An 18,571-nucleotide genomic window follows, 5' to 3' on the forward strand; every position below is an offset into this window, starting at 1 on the left:
ATGAGAGTCAAGCTCACCCTGCGCCGCCCCGGCGCACCCCTGACCGACATCGTCGTCATGGCCGACTCCACCGCGACCGTCGCCGACGTGGCCGGGCAGATCGCGGCCACCGACCCGCTGCGCACGAGCACCCCGGCGGTGGGAGACGTGCTGAGCCTCGCCGTCGCCCCACCCACCAGCCAGGACCTGGTCACGCTCAACCCCGACCTGCTCATCGGCGACGCTCCGGTGGGCTCCGGCTTCCTCGCCGAGGTGATCAACTTCGGCCCGAACCGCGCCGCCACCGTCCCCCTCAGCAGCCGCCCCGCCGCGCTGCTCACCGTCGTGTCAGGGCCGGCCGCCGGCAAGGAGTTCTCCCTGCCGGTCGGGCACTTCTTCATCGGCCGTGACGCCGCCAGCGACGTGCTGCTCGCCGATCCGCTCGTCTCGAAGCGCCACGCACGCATCGAGGTCGCCCCGACCTTCGTCGAGCTGGTCGACCTCAACTCCGCCAACGGCATCGTCGTCGACGGCGGCATGGTGCAGCGCCTGCGTGTGATCCCCGGGCAGACCTTCACGATCGGCGACTGCGAGCTCGTGGTGCGCCTGGTCAGCGACTTCGACGGCTCGGCCGCGAGCGATCCGGTGCTCGAGCGCGGCGGGGCGCTGCTGTTCAACCGCAGCCCGCGGGTAGAGGAGCGCTACGTCGGCGACCAGCTCGACGAGCCGCGCTACCCCAAGGACCAGGTGCAGCGTCTCTTCCCCTGGCCGATGCTCGTCGCGCCGGTGCTGCTGGGCGCGGCGATGTTCTTCATCTTCGACAACCCCCGATCCCTGCTGATCATGGTCATGTCGCCGATGATGATGTTCGGCAACTTCATCTCGCAGAAGACCAACCTCGGCCAGCGCCTGCGCAAGGAGGTCGAGTCGTTCGAGGAGCAGTTCGAGCGCCTCGAGGAGGGCCTGTACCACGCCCAGCCCCGCGAGCGGGAGGTGCGCCAGGCCGAGGTGCCCGCCGTCGCCATCGTGTTCGACGAAGCGATGCGGCTCGGCCCGATGCTGTGGACGCGCCGCCCCGAGCACTGGAACTTCCTCGCCGTGCGTTTGGGTACCTGCGAGGACGAGTCGCGCACGAAGATCAAGCGCGGCGAATCCGCCGAGGCGCTGGTCGAGTACGTCGAACGCGTCGACCGCCTCGAAGAGCGCTACCGCATGATCAGCGACGTGCCGATCCTCGAGTCCCTGCAGAGCGCCGGATCGATCGGCGTCGCCGGTCCCACCTCGATCGCCAGCGACGCGCTGCGCGGGCTCGCCGTGCAGCTGTTCGGGATGCACTCCCCGAACGAGCTCGTCGCGGTCGCACTCACCGAGCCGGGCTGGGCGAACGAGCTGGACTGGCTGAAATGGCTGCCGCACACCTCGAGCGAGCGCAACCCCTTCAAGGAGGTGCCACTCGCCGACTCCGCCTCGACGGGCACCGCGCTGCTGAGCGGGCTGGAGGAGCTGGTCATGCGCCGGGCCAAGGCGGCGGCCTCACTGCGCCCGCCGTACGGCGACGACTGGGACCCGACCTACTACGGCACGGACGTGAAGCGCGCGGCCGAAGAGGCCAGCTTCCCGGGCCAGACCGCCGTGCTGGTGATCATCACCAACGACGCGCCCGTCGACCGCGCCCGACTCACGCAGATCCTCGAGCGCGGCGCCGATGTCGGCGTGTACGGACTGTTCGTCGCCCCCGTCGTGGAGGCGCTGCCGGCCGCGTGCCGCAGCTTCGTGGACGTCGCCGACGGGCTCGAGAACGCCCGCGTCGGCACGGTCCGCAACGGCGCCGCCTACACCGGCGTGCAGGTCGAGGGCGTCTCGCACGCCTACATGACGATGCTCGCCAAGCGCCTCGCCCCGGTCGTCGACTCCAGCACGGTGATCGAGGACTCCTCCGACATCCCCAATTCGGTGATGTTCCTCTCGCTGGTCGGGTCGGAGGTGGCATCCGATCCCGCCGCCGTGATCGACCGGTGGCGGCAGAACAACACGATCATCGACCGCTCCGGCGCGCCGCAGGCGCGGCTGAAGAAGGCGGGGAATCTCCGCGCGATCATCGGACAGGCGCAGACGGATGCCATGACCCTCGACCTGCGCACGCAGGGCCCGCACGCACTCGTCGGCGGCACGACCGGCGCCGGCAAGAGCGAGTTCCTGCAGGCGTGGGTGCTCGGCATGGCCGCCGCGCACAGCCCCGACCGGGTGACGTTCCTCTTCGTGGACTACAAGGGCGGCTCGGCGTTCGCGGACTGCGTCGATCTGCCGCACACCGTGGGCCTGGTCACCGACCTCAGCCCGCACCTGGTGCGCCGGGCGCTGACCAGCCTGCGCGCCGAGCTGCACCACCGCGAGCACCTGTTCAATCGCAAGAAGGCCAAGGACCTGCTCGAGCTCGAGAAGCGTCGGGATCCCGACACCCCGCCCGCGCTCGTGCTCGTGATCGACGAGTTCGCCGCGCTCGCCGGCGAGGTGCCGGAGTTCGTGGACGGAGTGGTCGACATCGCCCAGCGCGGCCGCTCGCTCGGCATCCACCTCATCATGGCCACGCAGCGACCGGCCGGCGTGATCAAGGACAACCTGCGCGCCAACACCAACCTGCGCGTCGCGCTGCGGATGGCCGACGAATCCGACTCGAAGGACGTCGTCGACGACCCCATCGCGGCGTCCTTCCCGCCCTCGATCCCCGGACGCGGCATAGCCAAGACCGGGCCGGGGCGTCTCGTGCGCTTCCAGTCCGCGTACGCCGGAGGCTGGACGACCGACGAGGAGCAGGCCGCGGAGGTGCGAGTCGCCGAGCTGCGCTTCGGCTCCACCCAGCTGTGGGAGGCGGAGCAGGCTCCGGAATCCGACTCGCACGATGAGGACCTCGGCCCCACCGACCAGAAGCGCATCGTCGCGACCCTCGTGCGCGCCGCCGCGGAGGCCCGCATCCCCGCGCCCCGGCGCCCCTGGCTCGACGACCTCGAGCACGCCGTCGATCTGCGCGACCTGCCGCTGCGCGGCGACGGCGAGATCCTGCTCGGCAAGACGGATGTGCCCGTGCGCCAGCTGCAGGAGCCCACTTACTTCGTGCCCGACAAAGACGGCTCACTGCTGGTCTACGGCACCAGCGGCTCGGGCAAGTCGACCGTGCTGCGCACGCTGGCGATCGCCGCCGGCAGCGACCCGGGCGCGAGTGTGGAGGTGTACGGCCTGGACTTCGGGTCGGGATCGCTGCGCAGCCTCGAGGCCCTGCCGCACGTCGGCTCCATCATCGGCGGCGACGACGCCGAGCGTGTGCAGCGCGTGCTGCGCTCGTTGGCGCGCGTGCTCGACGAGCGCGGTAAGCGCTTCACCGCCGCCAACGCGGCGAGTCTCACCGAGTATCGCGAGATCACCGGGCGCGACGAGCCGCGCATCCTGCTGCTCATCGACGGCTTCGCCCAGTTCCGCTCCGAATGGGAGTCGACCACGGCGCGGATGCCGTTCTACCAGACATTCATGCGCATCCTCGGCGAGGGGCGCCCGCTGGGCGTGCACGTGGTGATGACCGCCGACCGCTCCGGATCGGTGCCCACCGCCGTGAGTGCGAACGTGTCGCGCCGCGTGGTGCTGCGTATGGCGGAGGAGTCCGCGTACGCGATGCTGAACGCCCCGAAGGACGTGCTCGACGAGCGCTCCGCCCCCGGACGCGCGATCGTGGACGGCCTGGAGGCGCAGATCGCCACCCTCGGCGGCACCCCCAACGTCGCCGAGCAGACCAAGCTGCTCGAGAAGCTCGCCGCCGAGTTGCGTGCGGCGGGCGCGCGCGAGGTCGCCGAGATCGGCGCGCTGCCGGTGCGGCTCGCGCCGCGCGAGCTGCCCGACCGCATGGGGGAATTCCCCGTGCTCGGCATCGCCGAGGACACGCTCGCCGCCCGCGACTTCGATCCGGTCGGCACGTTCGTCGTCGCCGGCCCGCCGATGGCGGGCAAGACCACGGCCCTCAAGGCGATGATCACCGCGATGCGCCGGTTCGATCCCGATGTGAAGCTGTTCCATTTCGGCGGACGGCGCTCTCAGCTCAAGGAGTGGGCCGACTGGACGCGCAGCGCCGTCACCCCCGACGACGCGAAGGAGCTCGCGAAGGAGCTGGCCGAGATCGCCGCCGACGAATCGGTGGCGGTGCGGATGATGGTCGTCGTCGAGGACGTGCCGCAGTTCGCCGACAGTCCCGCGGAGCGGGACATGAAGGCGCTGTTCCAGGCGATCAACCGCAGCGATCACTTCCTCGTGGGCGACGCGGACGTCACGCAGGTGACCAGCGGATTCGGCTTCATCGGCGACTTCAAGGCGGGGCGCAAGGGCATCATTCTCAAGCCCGACTCGTTCGACGGTGACGCGGTGTTCAAGGTGCCGTTCCCGAAGGTCAAGCGCACCGACTTCCCCGAGGGGCGCGGCATCTTCGTGCAGGCCGGCCGCCAGGTCACCGTGCAGCTGCCGCTCGTCGAGAGCGGGGCGTTGGCGTGAGAGGTAGAGCCGCCGCGGTGGGGAGAAGTCCCCATCGCGGGAGCGGGAGCGGGTCATCTAGCGTGGACGCTGATCGCCCGGCTTCCACGACGAGGAACAGATGATGGACGTACTGCTCGACCGAGCCCGCCTGCGTGACGCACGTGACACGCTGAAGACGGCGAAGGCGGACTTCGACGACGCGGCGTCGATCAACGACCGGCTCGAGGATGCCATCGGCAACCCACAGGGCAAGTCCCGGCTGCGGGACCGGGTCGGCTGGTTCGAAGCGAACTGGTCGGGCAACCGCGACGACCTGAAGGAGGCCGTCGAGAACGTGTACAAGCGCCTCGACGGGATCATCGACGGGTGGGACGAGTGGGAGGCCGAGGCAACGGCGTCGCTCGAGGTCAAGGAGGGTGGCTCGTGAGCCGATCCCCGTTCACCGGGCACGTCCTGCGCCAGTTCGAGGGGACGCCCGACACCATCGCCGAGACCGCCGAGCAGTACAAGGAGCTGGGTGCGGCGATGAAGCGCACCGCCGACACGCTGCGCGACATCGCGTCTTCGCAGGTCAGCAAGGGTACGGACAAGCTGAAGGAGGACGCCGAGAGCATCGAGTCCGAGCTGCGCCAGGCGGGCATCCGCTACGAGGGCACCGGGACGGCGCTCGCGCCCTACGCGACGGCGCTGGAGACCGCCCGCAATTGGTACACGCAGAACCACGACGCGCTCGAGGCCGCGGAGAGCGCTTACGCGACAGCCGTGAGCGAGCAGCAGGGCGCCCTCTGTGCCCCGGCCACCGACGCCGACGAGCAGTCGAAGAACCTCGAGGACGCCGCGAATGCCGTCGCCGCCGCTGACGATGCACGTGACCCGCTGTGGCGCGCGTACGACAGCACCTACGAGGCCTGGGAGGCGGCGTTCGACACGGCTGCCGACGGCGTCGCAGACGCCATGGACGCGGCGGACAACGACGACAGCTTCTGGGACGGACTCTCGGAGGCGTTGACCTGGATCGGTCGAGCGATCATCGTGCTCGCCGTCGTCGCGCTGTTCGTGGTCTCGAGTCCGTGGTCGGGGATCCTGCTCGCGGCGACGCTGGCCTTGTCGGCCGTGCATCTCGCCGGCACCGTCTACCTCTACGCCAACGGCAAGGCCAACCTCTCGGACGTGCTCTGGAGCACCTTCGGGCTGCTCACCGCCGGAGCGGGCGGGCTGGCCGCCCGGGCGCTCAAGCCGATCGCGGAAGGCGGCAAGGGACTGTTCGCCGCGTCGCAGAGCGCGTCGAAGCTCCCGGTGTTCGCGAGCGGCGTCCGCACAGCCTCGATGCCACGTCTCGGCGGGTTCGTGAACCCGTTCTCGACGCTCGCGCGCGGCAGCGAGTGGGCCGCGCTCAGCAGATGGGGCACGGCCCTGTCGGACTGGACGGCGAAGTCGGCGCCGCGCAGCGCCACCATCGCGGACGCCTGGGCGGATGTCGTCCTGCAGAGCGTTCCGAAGATCGGCGGAGCGGGGATCACCGCGCAGGGTGCCTGGTGGGGCGGGGTGCTCGGCGGTCTCTTCAGCGACCGGGCGAACCCGTTCGGGTTCTCGTTCGGCCGTCCGTAGACTGACCCCGTGCCCTTCTCGACGCTGCCCAACTTCGGCCTGAACCGAAGCGGGCTGCCCACCCGGCTGGGCGTGCTGCGGCTCGTCGCCGTCCTCGCCACGCTCGCCACCTTCGGGCAGTGGATCGTTCCCGTCGTCGCGAGGGGCATCTTCAACGGCGGACGGATCTATTACTCCAACGAGCCATCGAAGCTCTACGACTCCCTGCTGCCGTGGCCCGTGCTGAGCGTACCCGCGTGGCTCACGATCGTGACCGGACTGCTTGCGATCGGATCCGCGTGCGCCTACCTGCTGCTCGGCGGGCTGGAGATCTCATCCGATATCTCGTTCATGTTCTTCGCGACGTCACTCGCGGGCGTGTTCCCGATCTTCATCGCCGCGTTCGAGAAGGACCCCACCGGCGTGATCCGCACGCCCGGCGCCGACGGGTACCCGATCGGGTGGCACTGGGTGGTCACGCCGTTCCTGCTGGTGCTCCTCGTCGTGACGCTCGTCGCCGCCGCGCGCATGAAGCGCCTGCGCGCGCAGCGGCGACGCAGAAGGGCGCAGCATGGCGCTGCGGGATGAGCTTCTCGGAACCGCAGCGTCCGCCCCTGTCGGGTACACGCTCCTGGTCCCGCCGGACTGGGGCCGATTCGTCGCTGACGAGTCGGGGCGCGACCAGCTCATCGGGCTGATGCGGTCGCGTTTCCTGGAGGTGCACCGTCCCGACCTGTTCGCACAGGCGCGCGCGGCTGTGCACCGGCAGTGGGAGCAGCTTCGCGGGCGCGGAGCGATCGAGGTGTACCTGCCCATCGTGCCCGCCGAGGGCGCTCCGCCGATGAGCATCGTCACTGTCCCGTGGCTCGCCCAGGGGGAGTTCGCCGACGACGTGTCCCGCCGCGCGGGCGGGGCGACTGTCGAGACCCTGGATGCCGGTGACGGCGGATCGATGTACCGCTGGCAGAGCGATCGCGAGGGTCGCGCCGAGACCGAGGGAGTGTTCTCACGCGAGATCTGCTACGTGCGACCGTTCCCGGGTTCCGGGCCGCGCAGGGGCATCCTCGTCATGGCGTCGATCGTGCACCCCGGCATCGACGCGGCGGGGCCCGCGCTCGACGGGTTCAGCGCGCTCGCCGACGCGGTGGTGTCGACCCTGGTGTGGAGATATCGGTGACCGATGCTCTCCCCGAGGGCTGGCTGCCGGTGCCGTTCGGAGTGGACGAGGGGGAGGCGACCGCGCTCGCGGCGGACCTCAGCCGCGCCGCTGCGGAGTCCTTCCCGGGTTTCGTGGACGGCGAGGAGGCGCGCAGCGCCATCGCGCGGGTGGTCGCGCAGCCGCGCGCCACGTCGAGCACGATCGCCCGAGTGTGGCACGTCCTCGGCCCGGGCGCGACGGGGGCCACTGCCGATCTCAGCGTCGCCGAGCAGGCCGGCCCGGTACCGGATTCGCCCTTCCCGCTCAGCCTCCCGCAGCGCACATGGCACTTCGATGCGGGATGTGCCGTGCTGTCGCTGGTGGCGCCGCGGGAGGGGATGCCGATGGCGATGGGACTGCGAGCCCGGCGATCCGACGGCTCGCGTACGCTGATCGCCGACGTGCTCGGTGAGCCGGCGGTGCTCGGCCTCGTCCTCGACGACGTGATCGCCCTCGTCGGCGGGGCGCGGCCGTCGGAGTAGGTGCGGACGGCCTTTGCCGCGGTGCTGGGAGCCCCATGGGGAGTTGTCCCCATCGACGGGTTCTGCGGCTCGCCCTACTGTTGAGGGTGTCGGGCCGGGGTGGTCCGGTTCGATCGATTTATCGGAGGTGTTGACGATGGCCGATTTCGGTGCGTCTTATGCGGAGATGGAGCAGGTGGCGTCGTCGCTGTCGCAGGCTCGTGATGACATCCAGGGTCAGCTGGACACCCTGAAGGGTCAGGTGGACACGCTGCTGGGCGAGGACTTCAAGACGCAGCACGCGTCGGGCAAGTTCGGCGAGGGCTACGGGGAGCTGACCACGGGTCTGAAGACCGCCGTGGACGGCATCAACGACATGTCCGAGTCGCTGCTGGGCATGATGCGTGCGATCCAGGACCTGGATCAGCAGCTCGCCGGCGGCTGAGTCGGCGCACGCAGTCTCGAGGGGGCCGACCGGTGATCGGTCGGCCCCCTCTTCTGTTCCACGAGGGTCGACACGACGGGAGGGGTCGCCATGGCCGACGGGATCTGGGTCCGCTACACCGAGCTCAGCGAGGTCAACGAGCAGCTGAAGGCGATCGTTCAGGAGCTGAACGACGCGGGCTCGCGCACCGCCACCGTGCAGGATGCCATCGGCTCTCCGTACGGGCGTACGACGCTGCGCAGTCGCGTGCACGACTTCGAGGCCCGGTGGGACGACAAGCGCCAGGAGCTCAGCACCGACATCGACAAGGTGCAGAAGCATGTGCAGGGCGTGCTGGAGGGCCTGCGCGACTGGGACGTCGAGACCGCGTCGCAGATGGACATCGATGTGACCGGTGCGCACACCGAGGGACGCCCGACCGCCCCCGTGGGCGGCGTGCCCGCGTCGGCGCGGTGACGGGAGACGGACATGCTTTCACCCAAGGGACGCCAGGTCGTCGCACTCGAGGGCGAGTCAGGCGCCATCCGCGCGCGGGGAACCGAGATCACGACGCTGGGCGAGCAGATGCATACCAGCGCCGCATTCCTGCGGCGACTGGCCGACCAGGCATCGGGGATGAAGGGCGAAGCCGTCGAGAAGCTGCAGGAGATCGTCGGCGAGACTCACATCGAGCTGGGTCGTGCCGCAGCCCTGTACCAGCCGACCGGCCCTATCCTCGTCGGCTACGCCGACGCGCTCGACGAACATCAGCCGCGTGTGCGCCTGAGGGTGAGTTCTTGCGAGCAGGCGAAGGCCGCCTATGACGCGGCACCCGGATATCTCGACCGGCCGTTCTGGGCCGAGCCCGCTCCGTGGCGCAGCGACGACGAGAAGCAGAGCATGGGGGAGGAGAACGCCCAGGACGACCGCGAGAAGCAGCGCCTGCACGAGGAGTACCTCGACGCGCTGCGTGACTTCGACACCGAGGTCGACTCGTGGGAGGAGGTCTTCGACAGCACCGCGGACGCCATCGAGGACGCGTTCGACGGCAAGATCGAGGACAGCTTCTGGGATGACGTCGACGGCGGTGTGGCCGTCGTCGTCAAGGTGCTGCAGGTCGCCGGGACGATCCTCGCCGTCGCCGCGATCGTCATCGGCGGCCCCATCATCGCCGCCCTCGGCGCCGTGGTCGCCGTCGCCACACTCGTGCTGGTCGCCTACCAGTTCTTCCGCGACGACGCGAGCGGCATGGACCTCGCGCTGGCGATCGTCGGGGTCATCCCGTTCGGCAGCGCGGGCAAGCTGTTCCAGGGCAAGAGCGGACTGCTGAACTTCGCCGGCGACGCATTCCCCGCCTTCAAGCCCTCCACCTGGAGCGCGGCGGCATCGCAGCTGGACGACATCGCGATGGCAGGACGCTTCGCCGGCGGCGGGATGAAGGGCCTCGCTCAGAGCGGGCGCACGCTGTGGCAGCTGAACAACCCGGCCGGCGTCGGCGATGTGCTCAGCCGCCTCATGCTCGGCAAGGACACCACGAAGCTCACCGGTGTGATCGACACCATGACGGCCGGTTCGCGTGGCTGGGCGCATTCGACGACGCTGCCGGCGGCCTGGGAGTTCACGCACATGATGATCTCCGGACCGATCAAGATGACCGACAAGATCGCGAACTGGACCGGCCACGGTGATCAGTCGATCAGCAAGCGGGTCCCGTGGCTGGGAGTGCTGCTGTGATCTCCTTCCCGGACGGCTGGGCGTCAGGCACCTGGCGCATCACCGGCACCTCGCTCGACCCCGGCTGGTTGCCCGTCCCCGCCATCGACAGTGCACCCGCCGCAGAGGCCTGGGTGCACGAGAACACCGAACTGCTGCGCCACGCATGGGCACCGACGTGGACGACCGAATCGGCGCAGGCGGTTCCCGAGGTGCTGCGCGCGGGGCTCGCACACCGGCGCCCGGATGACGCGCTCGCCTTCCAGCTGTGGCCCGCGCAGCATCCGCTCTGCGTGTTCGTGCATGTCGCGATGGGCCGCGGCGACGGCGTGCGACCCGGTCCCGGCGACGGCATCCTGTTCGTGTCGGAGGGACTCGGACCGGGCGTGCTGATACCGCGCAGCGCGCGGATCGGCGACGGCGACGTGCTCGGCTACGACATCGTGTTCTCGTTCGAGGGTGACGTCGTGGTGATCGTGTCGGTCGAGCCGACGTTCGCCGACCTGCTCGGCATCGTCTCGGCGTCCATCCACACGTTCACGGCGTCGCTGCAGCTGGTCGCCCCAGATGGCCTGCCGCGCCGGGCCCTCCAGCCGGAGCTGATGGAGGCGCAGCCGGCGAACAGCTGGATTGATAGCCTGACCGCATCATGACGCTCACGCATTCGAACGCGCAGTCCTGGGCCCGTGCCCGCTCCGCAGCGGAGGAGCCCCGGCTGGGGATGCTGGAATCCGTCGCCTGCCAGGCGCACCCCGAGGTGGTGGCCACCTTCGGTGACGATGGCGCTGCGATCGCCGAGATCCTCGGCCGCCGCGAGCCGCGTGCCGGGCAGCGCGGGATGACAGCCGTCGCGGCCGTCCTGGGCGTGCTCGCCGTCCTCTCCCCGGTGGCCGGGATGGCGGTGCTCGGCGCCGAGTCGTACCTGATCGACCGCGTGCCGGCAGAGATCGCGGTCCCGCTCGCCGCCGGGGCGTTCGGTGCGGGGGCGGTGATGCTGCTGGTCACCGCGCTGCTCTGGCTGCGCGGTGGCGCGCGCTGGTCGGGCATGGTGTGCGGGATCGCGTCGGTCAGCGCGATCGCGGCCGGCTTCGCCTCGGCCGCGATGCCGACCGTCTCGGATCGCGACGGCTACGACCTCTCCCCGACGATGCTGATCCCGGTGTGGGCGACCCTCGTTCTCGGCGTGCTGCTCACGCTGGGCGTGCTGGCGCGCTTCAGGGTGCGCGACGACGAGCCGGAGGCCGCACGTGCTCTGCCGGTGACCATCACCGACCGTGAGAGCGCGGCGCGCGCGGTCTCCGCGTTGCCGGCGGACCAGCGCGCTCCCATCCAGGACGACCGCGACGCGGCCCTGCGCATCCTGCACGAACGCGGCTTCCTCGATGATGCCACGCTGGCTCAGGCGCTGTCGGCGCCCCTGGGGACGCTGTTCACGCTCGATCCGATCCGAAGGAGCACGCCGTGACGGACGTTTCCCAGGACTGCCCGGTGCGCATAGGCCTGCGCGAGCTGCTCGGCGGCGAACCCGACCCCGACTTCTCGCTCGTGCTGCCGCCCGGGTGGGTGCGCCGCGGCGTCGACGAGGACGAGCAGGAGCGGATGCTGGCGCAGATCCGCACCCGCACGATGCAGGCGCACCGTCCGGACCTGCACGCGCGGCTGCGCGGGATGGTGGACGAGGCGTTCACACAGATGCGCAAGGTGTCCACCGTGGCGATGTTCACGGCTGCTGATGAGGCGCCCGAGAGCGCCTACCTTCCCGCCTCGCTCACCGCCAGCATCCAGCACGCCGAGCCGGGCCAGACCCTCGATTCGTACGTGCGCGCGGCCATCCTGACGGACGGAGCCACGCCCCTGCTCGGCGATAAGCGGATCATGCGGGTGGAACGCGAGACGAGCGACACGCTCGACGGCGAGCAGCTGCGGGTCACCACCGTCGCATACCTCACCCCGGTCCCCGGCAGCGGGCGCCGACGCGCGCTGCTGCTGACGCTCGTCCTGCTGCGCGGAGCGGACGTGCCGGCCGACGACCCGCCGCTGCTGCAGATGAAGGCGCTGTTCGATCTGTGCGTGTCCACGCTCACCTGGATGCCCGGGGAGTGACGTGCCCCTGGCATCGCCCCTGAACTTCGGAAGAAGTCAGGCGGTCGGCGTCTCGGCATCGGCGAGATGCCGGGCATGGTGGCCGAGCACCTTCACCATGATGCCGCGCCGGCGCAGCTCGGAGATCGTGCGCGACTCCTCGTCGCGGTCCCGGCCGAGGGCGTGCACGTTCGCGACCACCAGCACGTCGCCGGGGCGCAGTGTCTCGATCAGCCGGGCCAGGCGGTCGCCCCAGCTCTCCAGGATCTCGGGCGCGGGGTGACGGAACCCCTCGATCGGCACGCCGAAGCGGGTGAGGTCGTCACGCTGCTGGGTCACCGACGGCATGCCGTCGCGCGCGACCACGAGCCCCACCAGGCGCGTGCCCTCCGGCCGCGCCGACCACCAGCCGTGATCGTCGTTCGCCAGGCACTTCGGGCAGTTCGCGGCGGCGTGCGGCAGATGCAGTGGGCTGGTCAGCGCAATCTCCGCCTCGCCGCCGGCCGGGTTCATCGCATCGGTCATCGCCGCACCTCCGGCATCCATTCTGCCCGAGTCCGCCGTCCGTCGCGGCCCGACTCCGGGCTGCGGAGTCGGCGACGACCCGCTCAGATCAGCCCGAGCGCGCGCACCGCCTCGCGCTCCTCGACGAGCTCGGTCACCGACGCGTCGACCCGCGCGCGTGCCCAGTCGTCGAGTTCGAGACCGTCGACGATGCGCCAGGTGCCGTCGACCGCGCGCACGGGGAACGAGCAGATGAGCCCCTCCGGCACGCCGTACTCCCCGTGCGAGACGACGCCCGCGCTCGTCCAGTCGTCGGTGCCGTGCACCCAGTCGCGCACGTGATCGATCGCCGCGGATGCCGCCGAGGCCACCGACGACGAGCCGCGCACTTCGATGATCTCCGCGCCGCGTTTCGCGACGCGTGGGATGAACGTCTGCTCCTGCCAGGCCCGCACATCGCCGAAGGCGGCGGCGAGGCGCTCGGCGACCGGTTCGCCGTCGAGTGTGGCGTGCGAGATGTCGGGGAACTGCGTCGCGGAGTGATTCCCCCAGATCGGCACACGACGCACCGCACCGACCGGCGTGTGCAGCGCCTGCGCGAGCTGCGCCCTCGCCCGGTTCTCATCGAGCCGAGTGAGCGCGGTGAACTGCTCGGCGGGCACCCCGTCTGCTGCCGACGAGGCGATCAGCGCGTTCGTGTTGGCGGGGTTGCCGACCACCGCGACACGCACATCGGATGCCGCGTGCGCGGCGATCGCACGGCCCTGCGGGCCGAAGATCCCGCCGTTGGCGGCGAGAAGATCACCGCGTTCCATGCCGGGCCCGCGCGGGCGGGCGCCCACCAGCAATGCGATGTTCGCGCCGTCGAACGCCACGGCCGGGTCGTCGGTCACCTCGACGCCGTCGAGCAGCGCGAACGCGCCGTCCTGCAGCTCGAGCGCGGCGCCCTCGGCGGCGCCCATTCCCTGCGGGATCTCCAGCAGCCGCAGCCGCACGTGCTCGTCGGATCCGAGCATGTCGCCCGCGGCGATGCGGAACAGCATTGCGTAGCCGATCTGTCCGCCGGCGCCGGTGATCGTGATCGTCTTGGTCATGGAACCCTCCCGTGTCAAGGTCGAGCCTATTGCGGGCGTGCGCCACCCGTGAGGGGTACCTTTTCTGCATGACGTTCAATCCAGACGCCGACATCTCGGGCAACACCACCCGTCGTCGTGGCCGCGGCGCGGCGATCGCCGGCGGCGGGGCGGGCGTGCTCGGGCTGGTCGCCCTCGTCGTCGCGATGCTGGGCGGGCCAGATCTCACCGGACTGGTGGGCGGGGTGCCCGGTGGCGAGAACCGCCCCGCGTCCAGCGGCGAGAACACGCTCGCCGAGTGCGACACCGGGCAGGATGCCAACACGCGCGACGACTGCCGTATCGCCGGCGCGGAGATCGTGCTCAACCAGTACTGGTCGAAGCACGTCGACGGCTATCAGCCGCCGACCATCACCGTCGTCGACGGGCAGACGCCCACGCAGTGCGGCACGGCCTCCAACGCCGTCGGCCCGTTCTACTGCCCGCCCGAGCAGGGTGTCTACATCGACCCCACGTTCTTCCAGCTGATGCGTCAGCAGTTCGGCGCGTCCGCCGGTGAGCTCGCGCAGCTCTACATCGTGGGACACGAGTGGGGCCACCACATCCAGAACATCACCGGCATCATGGACGCGCATCCCAACAACGGCACGGGTCCGGACAGCAACAGCGTGCGCACCGAGCTGCAGGCCGACTGCTACGCCGGCGCCTGGCTGGGCGCCATCACCGAGCAGAAGGATGAGAACGGCGTCGCCTATGTGCAGCGGCCCACCGAGACGCAGATCGAGGATGCCCTGAACGCGGCCTTCGCCGTGGGCGACGACCACATTCAGGAGCAGTCCGGCTTCGTGAACCCGGAGAGCTTCACACACGGCACCAGCGAGCAGCGCCAGGCGTGGTTCGCCAACGGCTACAAGAGCGGCCTCGGCGTCTGCGACACCTTCGCGGTGCCGGGCGACGACCTCTGAGCGCCCGCCGGGGTCGTCAGATCAGCGACAGCTCGCGCAGCTTGGCCTCGACGTCGGCGTTGCTCGGCTCGACGTGGTGACTCGCGTCGGGGTAGACCACGACGGGGATGTTCGTGCGCCCCGAGATCTCCTTGGCCACATCGGCGGCCGTGGGCTCGGCCACGAGGTCGACGTAGGTGTACGCCACGCCCAGCTCGTCGAGCTGCGACTTCGTGCGACGGCAGTCGCGGCACCAGTCGGCGCCGAACAGGGTGATCGTGTCTGATGCGGGAGTGCTCATGATCCCAGCCTACGACCGCCCGGAGAGGCGGGATCCGCCGTGGTGCATACGCACGGCATCCCGTGAAACGATGGGGGCTGCGTCGCGACGTCCGCACGGGAAGGAGCCCACGTGAGCGCCCTCATCGTCCCGCCGGTCACCGTCATCGTGCCCACCTTCAACGAGCGCGAGAACATCGCCGAGCTCGTCGACCGCATCGTCGCAGCGCTGCACGACGCGACCGCTGAGATCCTCTTCATCGACGACAGCACGGACGGCACGATCGACGAGATCGCGCGCGTCGGCGCCTCCGCTGCCCTTCCCGTGCGCGGGATCCACCGCGACGACAACATCGGCGGACTCGGTGGCGCGGTCACCCTGGGACTCGCCGAGGCCGCGCATGACGTGTGCATCGTGATGGACGGGGACCTGCAGCATCCGCCCGAGCTCCTGTCCGCGATGCTGGCGCGCTACGCGCGCGGCGACGCGGACGTGGTGGCGGCGTCGCGATACATCGGCGGCGGCGACTCCGCGGGGCTGGGCACCGCCGTGCGGCTGGGCGTGTCGAAGGCGGCCACCGCGATCACAAAGGCGATGTTCCTGCGTCGGCTCTGGCGCAGCACCGACCCGATGACCGGATTCTTCCTCGTCGACCGATCGCGCATCGACGTGCCGGATCTGCGTCCGCAGGGGTTCAAGATCCTGCTCGAGATCCTCGTGCGCGGCGGGGAGCGGCGCGAGCTGCGCATCGCCGAGGTGCCGCTGGAGTTCGCCTCGCGCCGCCACGGCGCCTCGAAGGCGAGCCTGCGTCAGGGCGCGACCTTCCTCGCCCACCTCGCGCGGCTGCGCTTCGGCAAGATGGGTCTGTTCGCCGTGATCGGCGGCGTCGGCGCGGTCGCGAACGTCGCCATCATGTGGGCCCTCACCCACCTCGGCATGGCGTACGTGTCCGCAGCGATCATCGGCGCGGCGGCGACCATCGTCGGCAACTTCGTGCTGCAGGAGCTCTTCGTCTTCCGCGATGAGCGCCGCGACGCCCCCCGGCTGTGGGTGCGGCTGCTGGCATCCCTCTCGTTCAACAGCGTCGAGGCTGCGCTGCGCATCCCGGTGATGGCGCTCATGGTCGAGTCCTGGCACATCTCCAGCGTCCTCGCGACCGCGATCTCGCTGGTCGTGGCGTTCTTCGCCCGCTTCCTGTTCCACGCGCTGGTCGTGTACGCGCCCCGTCGGCGGCGGGCGGATGTCGCGCAGGAGCCGACCACCGACACCGCGGCGGTGCGCATCATCCGCGCGATCGACGCCGAGGCGATGCGTCCCGGCGAGCTGTGAGCACCGACTCCGGGCTGTCCATCGCGCGCTCGAGAGGCAGTCCTGCTCAGTCCTGCTCGGCGAGCTGGTCCTCCAGCGGGTCGACCGCCGGCTCGACGAGCTGCTCGTCGTGACCGACACTGCGCGCCTCCAGGAAGGCGCAGAGCTCTGCTGCCACGGCCAGCTCGCTGGCGAACGTGTGCAGCTGGTGGCTGTTGAGCTGCAGGGTCTCATCGGTCGGTTCGACCGTGACCTGCCAGCGGACGTCGCCGATCGCCTCGGGCTGCATGAAGATGCTGACGTTGGAGTTCTTGACCGGCACGATCACCAGACCGGTGTCCGAGCCGTCGGAGCCGTCCTGGATGATCACGCGGATCAGGTCACCGGCCTCACGGGCGTCGCGGAACTCCTCGACCCAGTTCTCCAGAGTCTGCTTGCTGCGAAAATTCACAGGCCCCCCTTTCTCGACAGTCGTGCGGCGGCCGATCGGGCCGCTTCTCACAGTCATCTTCTATCATGACCTGTGCGGGCGCACTCGGCGCCGCTTGAAGGAGTACCTGTGGCAGAGTTCCAGGCCGGCGACGAAGAACGAAGTGCTCGTTCGGACAGCGGACACGCCGGAGGCTACTGGTACGACCAGGCGCCGTCCGGTCACCGCGAGCGTGCGCGCGAGGTTCTTGAGGCGCTGCGCCTGTACCGCGCGGCCGAGCGCGCGATGCGCCGCCGCACCCGCGACGAGATGTCGATGGGCGAGAACGAGCTGCTCGCGCTGCGCTTCCTGTTCCGCCAGCCCGAGCACGCCGCTCGTCCCGGTGAGCTGGCGTCGTACCTCGGCATCTCGACCGCAGCCGTGACCGTGCTCGTCGACCGTCTCGAGCGCTCCGGCCATGTCCGCCACACCGCGGATCACGCCGACCCCGCGCTCACGCTGGTGCGCACCACCGAGCACGCCGACGAGGACGTGCGGCACACGCTCGGGCAGATGCACGAGCTGATGTACGGCGTCGCCTCGCGCATGGACGCTGAGGCGCAGCAGCACGTGTCCGCGTTCCTGCGTGAGATGGCGGATGCCGTGGACGGCGTCGCTCCTGCCGGTCACGGCGCCTGACCCGCCGCATATCCGCTCGTCCCGCATGCATCGGCGCGTTGTCAACCCCGTTCTGCGGGAGTCGGTCGGGTCGGCACTCTGAGGAGACGGCACGCCGCTCGGCGTGGCCGCTACGAAGGGAGCAAGAGATGACCATGGGCACCGGAGTCGTTCTGTTCGTCATCGGCGCGATCCTCACTTTCGCGCTCAACCTCGACGTCGGCTGGGCGGATCTCGACATGATCGGCTACATCCTGATGGGCGCCGGCGTGGTGGCCTTCATCGTGGGCCTCGTGCTGATGGCGCGCCGCCGCCGCACCGACGTCGTCACGCGCACCGACGCCGCCCCTGGCGCTTACGAGACGCGCCGTACGACTCGCACGGCAGGAGACGACGAGGTCTTCTGACCGCAGAGACGTTCGCGCCCGGGCTCTGAGTGAGGCCCGGGCGCGAACTCTGTCCGCTTCCGATCGGTCGGGCTCAGGGCACGATGACGAGCTTGCCGCGGATGTGACCGCCCTGACTGGCGCGGAAGGCATCCGCCACCTGCTCCAGGGGAAAGCTCTGCGCGATCTCCACGCGCAGCCGACCCTCGTCTGCGAGCGCACCGAGGCGAGCCGTCTGCGTGCCGTCGGGGCGCACCCAGATGTACCTGCCCCCGTGCTGGGCCACCGCGCCGTCGGTGATGGACACGTGTGGGCCGCCGGCGTCGAGCACCGCGAGGGTCGCCGGCAGCACGCCGCCGACGAAGTCGGCGACGGCATCCACCGACCCACTCGCCATCTCGCGCACCCGTTCGGCCAGACCGTCGCCGTACACGACCGGCTCGCCGCCCAGGCCGCGCACGTACTCGTGATTGCGCTCCGAGGCCGTCGCGATCACGCGCGCACCGGACGCGACGGCGATCTGCACCGCGAAACTCCCGACGCCGCCCGCACCGCCGTGGATCAGCACCGTGCGGCCGGACAGCTCCCCCAGGGCGTCCAGGGCCCGCAGAGCCGTGCCGCCGGCGAGGGGGAGCGCGCCGGCCTGCTCCCACGACAGCGATGCCGGCTTGCGGGCGACCGCCGACACCGGCACCGCGACGCGCTCGGCGAACGTGCCACCGCTCACGGTCTCCTTGCGCGCGTAGGCCATCACCTCGTCACCGACCTGGAACTCCGGCGTGTCCAGGCCGACGGCGGCGACCATCCCGGCGACATCCCAGCCGGGGATCACCGGGAAGCGGGCCGGCATCAGGGCATCCAGGCCACCGGCCATCACCTTCCAGTCCACCGGGTTCACCCCGGCGGCACGCACCTCGATCAGCACGGATGCCGGCGCGAGCCTGGGATCGTCGAGCTCGCGCACCTCCAATGCGTCGAGATCCGGGGTGTACCGGTCGTAGACGACAGCGCGCATGAGGCCTCCTGAGGTATG

Annotated in this window: 21 protein-coding genes; 16 read left to right on the forward strand and 5 right to left on the reverse strand. The window is 70.4% G+C overall.

Annotation, left to right across the window (positions count from 1 at the left end; translation table 11 throughout):
• From WFG93_RS03910 to WFG93_RS03965, 12 genes are all read left to right on the forward strand, one after another.
• The gene (locus WFG93_RS03910) at positions 1-4,509 is read left to right on the forward strand and encodes an FtsK/SpoIIIE domain-containing protein (protein WP_336645002.1); all 4,509 of its coding nucleotides are present in this window, start codon (positions 1-3) and stop codon (positions 4,507-4,509) included.
• A gap of 103 nt (positions 4,510-4,612) precedes the next feature.
• Positions 4,613-4,918, forward strand: coding sequence for a hypothetical protein (locus tag WFG93_RS03915; protein ID WP_336645003.1), 306 nt, complete (start codon positions 4,613-4,615; stop codon positions 4,916-4,918).
• Positions 4,915-6,099: a hypothetical protein gene (locus tag WFG93_RS03920; RefSeq protein ID WP_336645004.1), complete on the forward strand. Its 1,185-nt coding sequence runs from the start codon at positions 4,915-4,917 to the stop codon at positions 6,097-6,099. Before WFG93_RS03915 ends, WFG93_RS03920 begins: the two co-directional genes overlap by 4 nt.
• A 9-nt stretch (positions 6,100-6,108) precedes the next feature.
• Positions 6,109-6,666 (forward strand): hypothetical protein, encoded by a 558-nt coding sequence (locus tag WFG93_RS03925; protein WP_336645005.1) that lies wholly within the window; start codon positions 6,109-6,111, stop codon positions 6,664-6,666.
• Positions 6,650-7,255: a hypothetical protein gene (locus tag WFG93_RS03930; protein WP_336645006.1), complete on the forward strand. Its 606-nt coding sequence runs from the start codon at positions 6,650-6,652 to the stop codon at positions 7,253-7,255. Before WFG93_RS03925 ends, WFG93_RS03930 begins: the two co-directional genes overlap by 17 nt.
• Positions 7,252-7,758: a hypothetical protein gene (locus tag WFG93_RS03935; RefSeq protein ID WP_336645007.1), complete on the forward strand. Its 507-nt coding sequence runs from the start codon at positions 7,252-7,254 to the stop codon at positions 7,756-7,758. The genes WFG93_RS03930 and WFG93_RS03935 overlap by 4 nt, the downstream gene beginning before the upstream one ends.
• Positions 7,759-7,894: 136 nt before the next feature.
• A complete protein-coding gene (locus WFG93_RS03940; RefSeq protein WP_083428829.1) occupies positions 7,895-8,182 on the forward strand; it encodes a WXG100 family type VII secretion target in 288 nt (95 codons plus the stop codon).
• Positions 8,183-8,272: 90 nt separating this feature from the next.
• Entirely contained in the window at positions 8,273-8,638 is a 366-nt protein-coding gene (locus tag WFG93_RS03945) for a hypothetical protein (protein ID WP_336645008.1), read from the forward strand.
• A 12-nt stretch (positions 8,639-8,650) separates the two neighbouring features.
• Entirely contained in the window at positions 8,651-9,895 is a 1,245-nt protein-coding gene (locus tag WFG93_RS03950) for a hypothetical protein (protein WP_336645009.1), read from the forward strand.
• Positions 9,892-10,527 (forward strand): hypothetical protein, encoded by a 636-nt coding sequence (locus WFG93_RS03955; protein WP_336645010.1) that lies wholly within the window; start codon positions 9,892-9,894, stop codon positions 10,525-10,527. The genes WFG93_RS03950 and WFG93_RS03955 overlap by 4 nt, the downstream gene beginning before the upstream one ends.
• The gene (locus WFG93_RS03960; RefSeq protein WP_336645011.1) at positions 10,524-11,339 is read left to right on the forward strand and encodes a hypothetical protein; all 816 of its coding nucleotides are present in this window, start codon (positions 10,524-10,526) and stop codon (positions 11,337-11,339) included. Before WFG93_RS03955 ends, WFG93_RS03960 begins: the two co-directional genes overlap by 4 nt.
• The gene (locus WFG93_RS03965) at positions 11,336-11,977 is read left to right on the forward strand and encodes a hypothetical protein (RefSeq protein ID WP_336645012.1); all 642 of its coding nucleotides are present in this window, start codon (positions 11,336-11,338) and stop codon (positions 11,975-11,977) included. Before WFG93_RS03960 ends, WFG93_RS03965 begins: the two co-directional genes overlap by 4 nt.
• A 36-nt stretch (positions 11,978-12,013) precedes the next feature.
• Here WFG93_RS03965 and WFG93_RS03970 read toward each other — a convergent pair whose 3' ends face one another.
• Both WFG93_RS03970 and WFG93_RS03975 read right to left on the reverse strand, forming a co-directional pair.
• Positions 12,014-12,481, reverse strand: coding sequence for a recombinase family protein (locus WFG93_RS03970; RefSeq protein ID WP_336645013.1), 468 nt, complete (start codon positions 12,479-12,481; stop codon positions 12,014-12,016).
• Between the two features lie 83 nt (positions 12,482-12,564).
• Positions 12,565-13,554: a malate dehydrogenase gene (locus WFG93_RS03975; protein ID WP_336645014.1), complete on the reverse strand. Its 990-nt coding sequence runs from the start codon at positions 13,552-13,554 to the stop codon at positions 12,565-12,567.
• A 68-nt stretch (positions 13,555-13,622) separates the two neighbouring features.
• Here WFG93_RS03975 and ypfJ point away from each other — a divergent pair, with 68 nt between their 5' ends.
• Positions 13,623-14,498: a KPN_02809 family neutral zinc metallopeptidase gene (ypfJ, locus tag WFG93_RS03980; protein ID WP_336645015.1), complete on the forward strand. Its 876-nt coding sequence runs from the start codon at positions 13,623-13,625 to the stop codon at positions 14,496-14,498.
• A gap of 16 nt (positions 14,499-14,514) precedes the next feature.
• Here the strand turns inward: ypfJ and WFG93_RS03985 are convergent, their stop codons facing one another.
• Entirely contained in the window at positions 14,515-14,778 is a 264-nt protein-coding gene (locus tag WFG93_RS03985; RefSeq protein ID WP_336645016.1) for a glutaredoxin family protein, read from the reverse strand.
• Between the two features lie 111 nt (positions 14,779-14,889).
• Here WFG93_RS03985 and WFG93_RS03990 point away from each other — a divergent pair, with 111 nt between their 5' ends.
• The gene (locus WFG93_RS03990; protein WP_336645017.1) at positions 14,890-16,086 is read left to right on the forward strand and encodes a glycosyltransferase family 2 protein; all 1,197 of its coding nucleotides are present in this window, start codon (positions 14,890-14,892) and stop codon (positions 16,084-16,086) included.
• 46 nt (positions 16,087-16,132) lie between these two features.
• Here WFG93_RS03990 and WFG93_RS03995 read toward each other — a convergent pair whose 3' ends face one another.
• A complete protein-coding gene (locus tag WFG93_RS03995) occupies positions 16,133-16,516 on the reverse strand; it encodes a hypothetical protein (RefSeq protein WP_336645018.1) in 384 nt (127 codons plus the stop codon).
• A gap of 108 nt (positions 16,517-16,624) precedes the next feature.
• Here WFG93_RS03995 and WFG93_RS04000 point away from each other — a divergent pair, with 108 nt between their 5' ends.
• Both WFG93_RS04000 and WFG93_RS04005 read left to right on the forward strand, forming a co-directional pair.
• Positions 16,625-17,173, forward strand: a complete 549-nt coding sequence (locus tag WFG93_RS04000) for a MarR family winged helix-turn-helix transcriptional regulator (RefSeq protein WP_336645019.1) — start codon at positions 16,625-16,627, stop codon at positions 17,171-17,173.
• 128 nt (positions 17,174-17,301) lie between these two features.
• Positions 17,302-17,559, forward strand: coding sequence for a DUF6458 family protein (locus WFG93_RS04005; RefSeq protein WP_336645020.1), 258 nt, complete (start codon positions 17,302-17,304; stop codon positions 17,557-17,559).
• Positions 17,560-17,632: 73 nt separating this feature from the next.
• Here WFG93_RS04005 and WFG93_RS04010 read toward each other — a convergent pair whose 3' ends face one another.
• Positions 17,633-18,553: an NADP-dependent oxidoreductase gene (locus WFG93_RS04010; protein WP_336645021.1), complete on the reverse strand. Its 921-nt coding sequence runs from the start codon at positions 18,551-18,553 to the stop codon at positions 17,633-17,635.
• Positions 18,554-18,571 lie beyond the last annotated feature (18 nt).

The organism is Microbacterium sp. USHLN186, from assembly GCF_037145155.1.
In the GTDB taxonomy this organism is placed as follows: domain Bacteria; phylum Actinomycetota; class Actinomycetes; order Actinomycetales; family Microbacteriaceae; genus Microbacterium.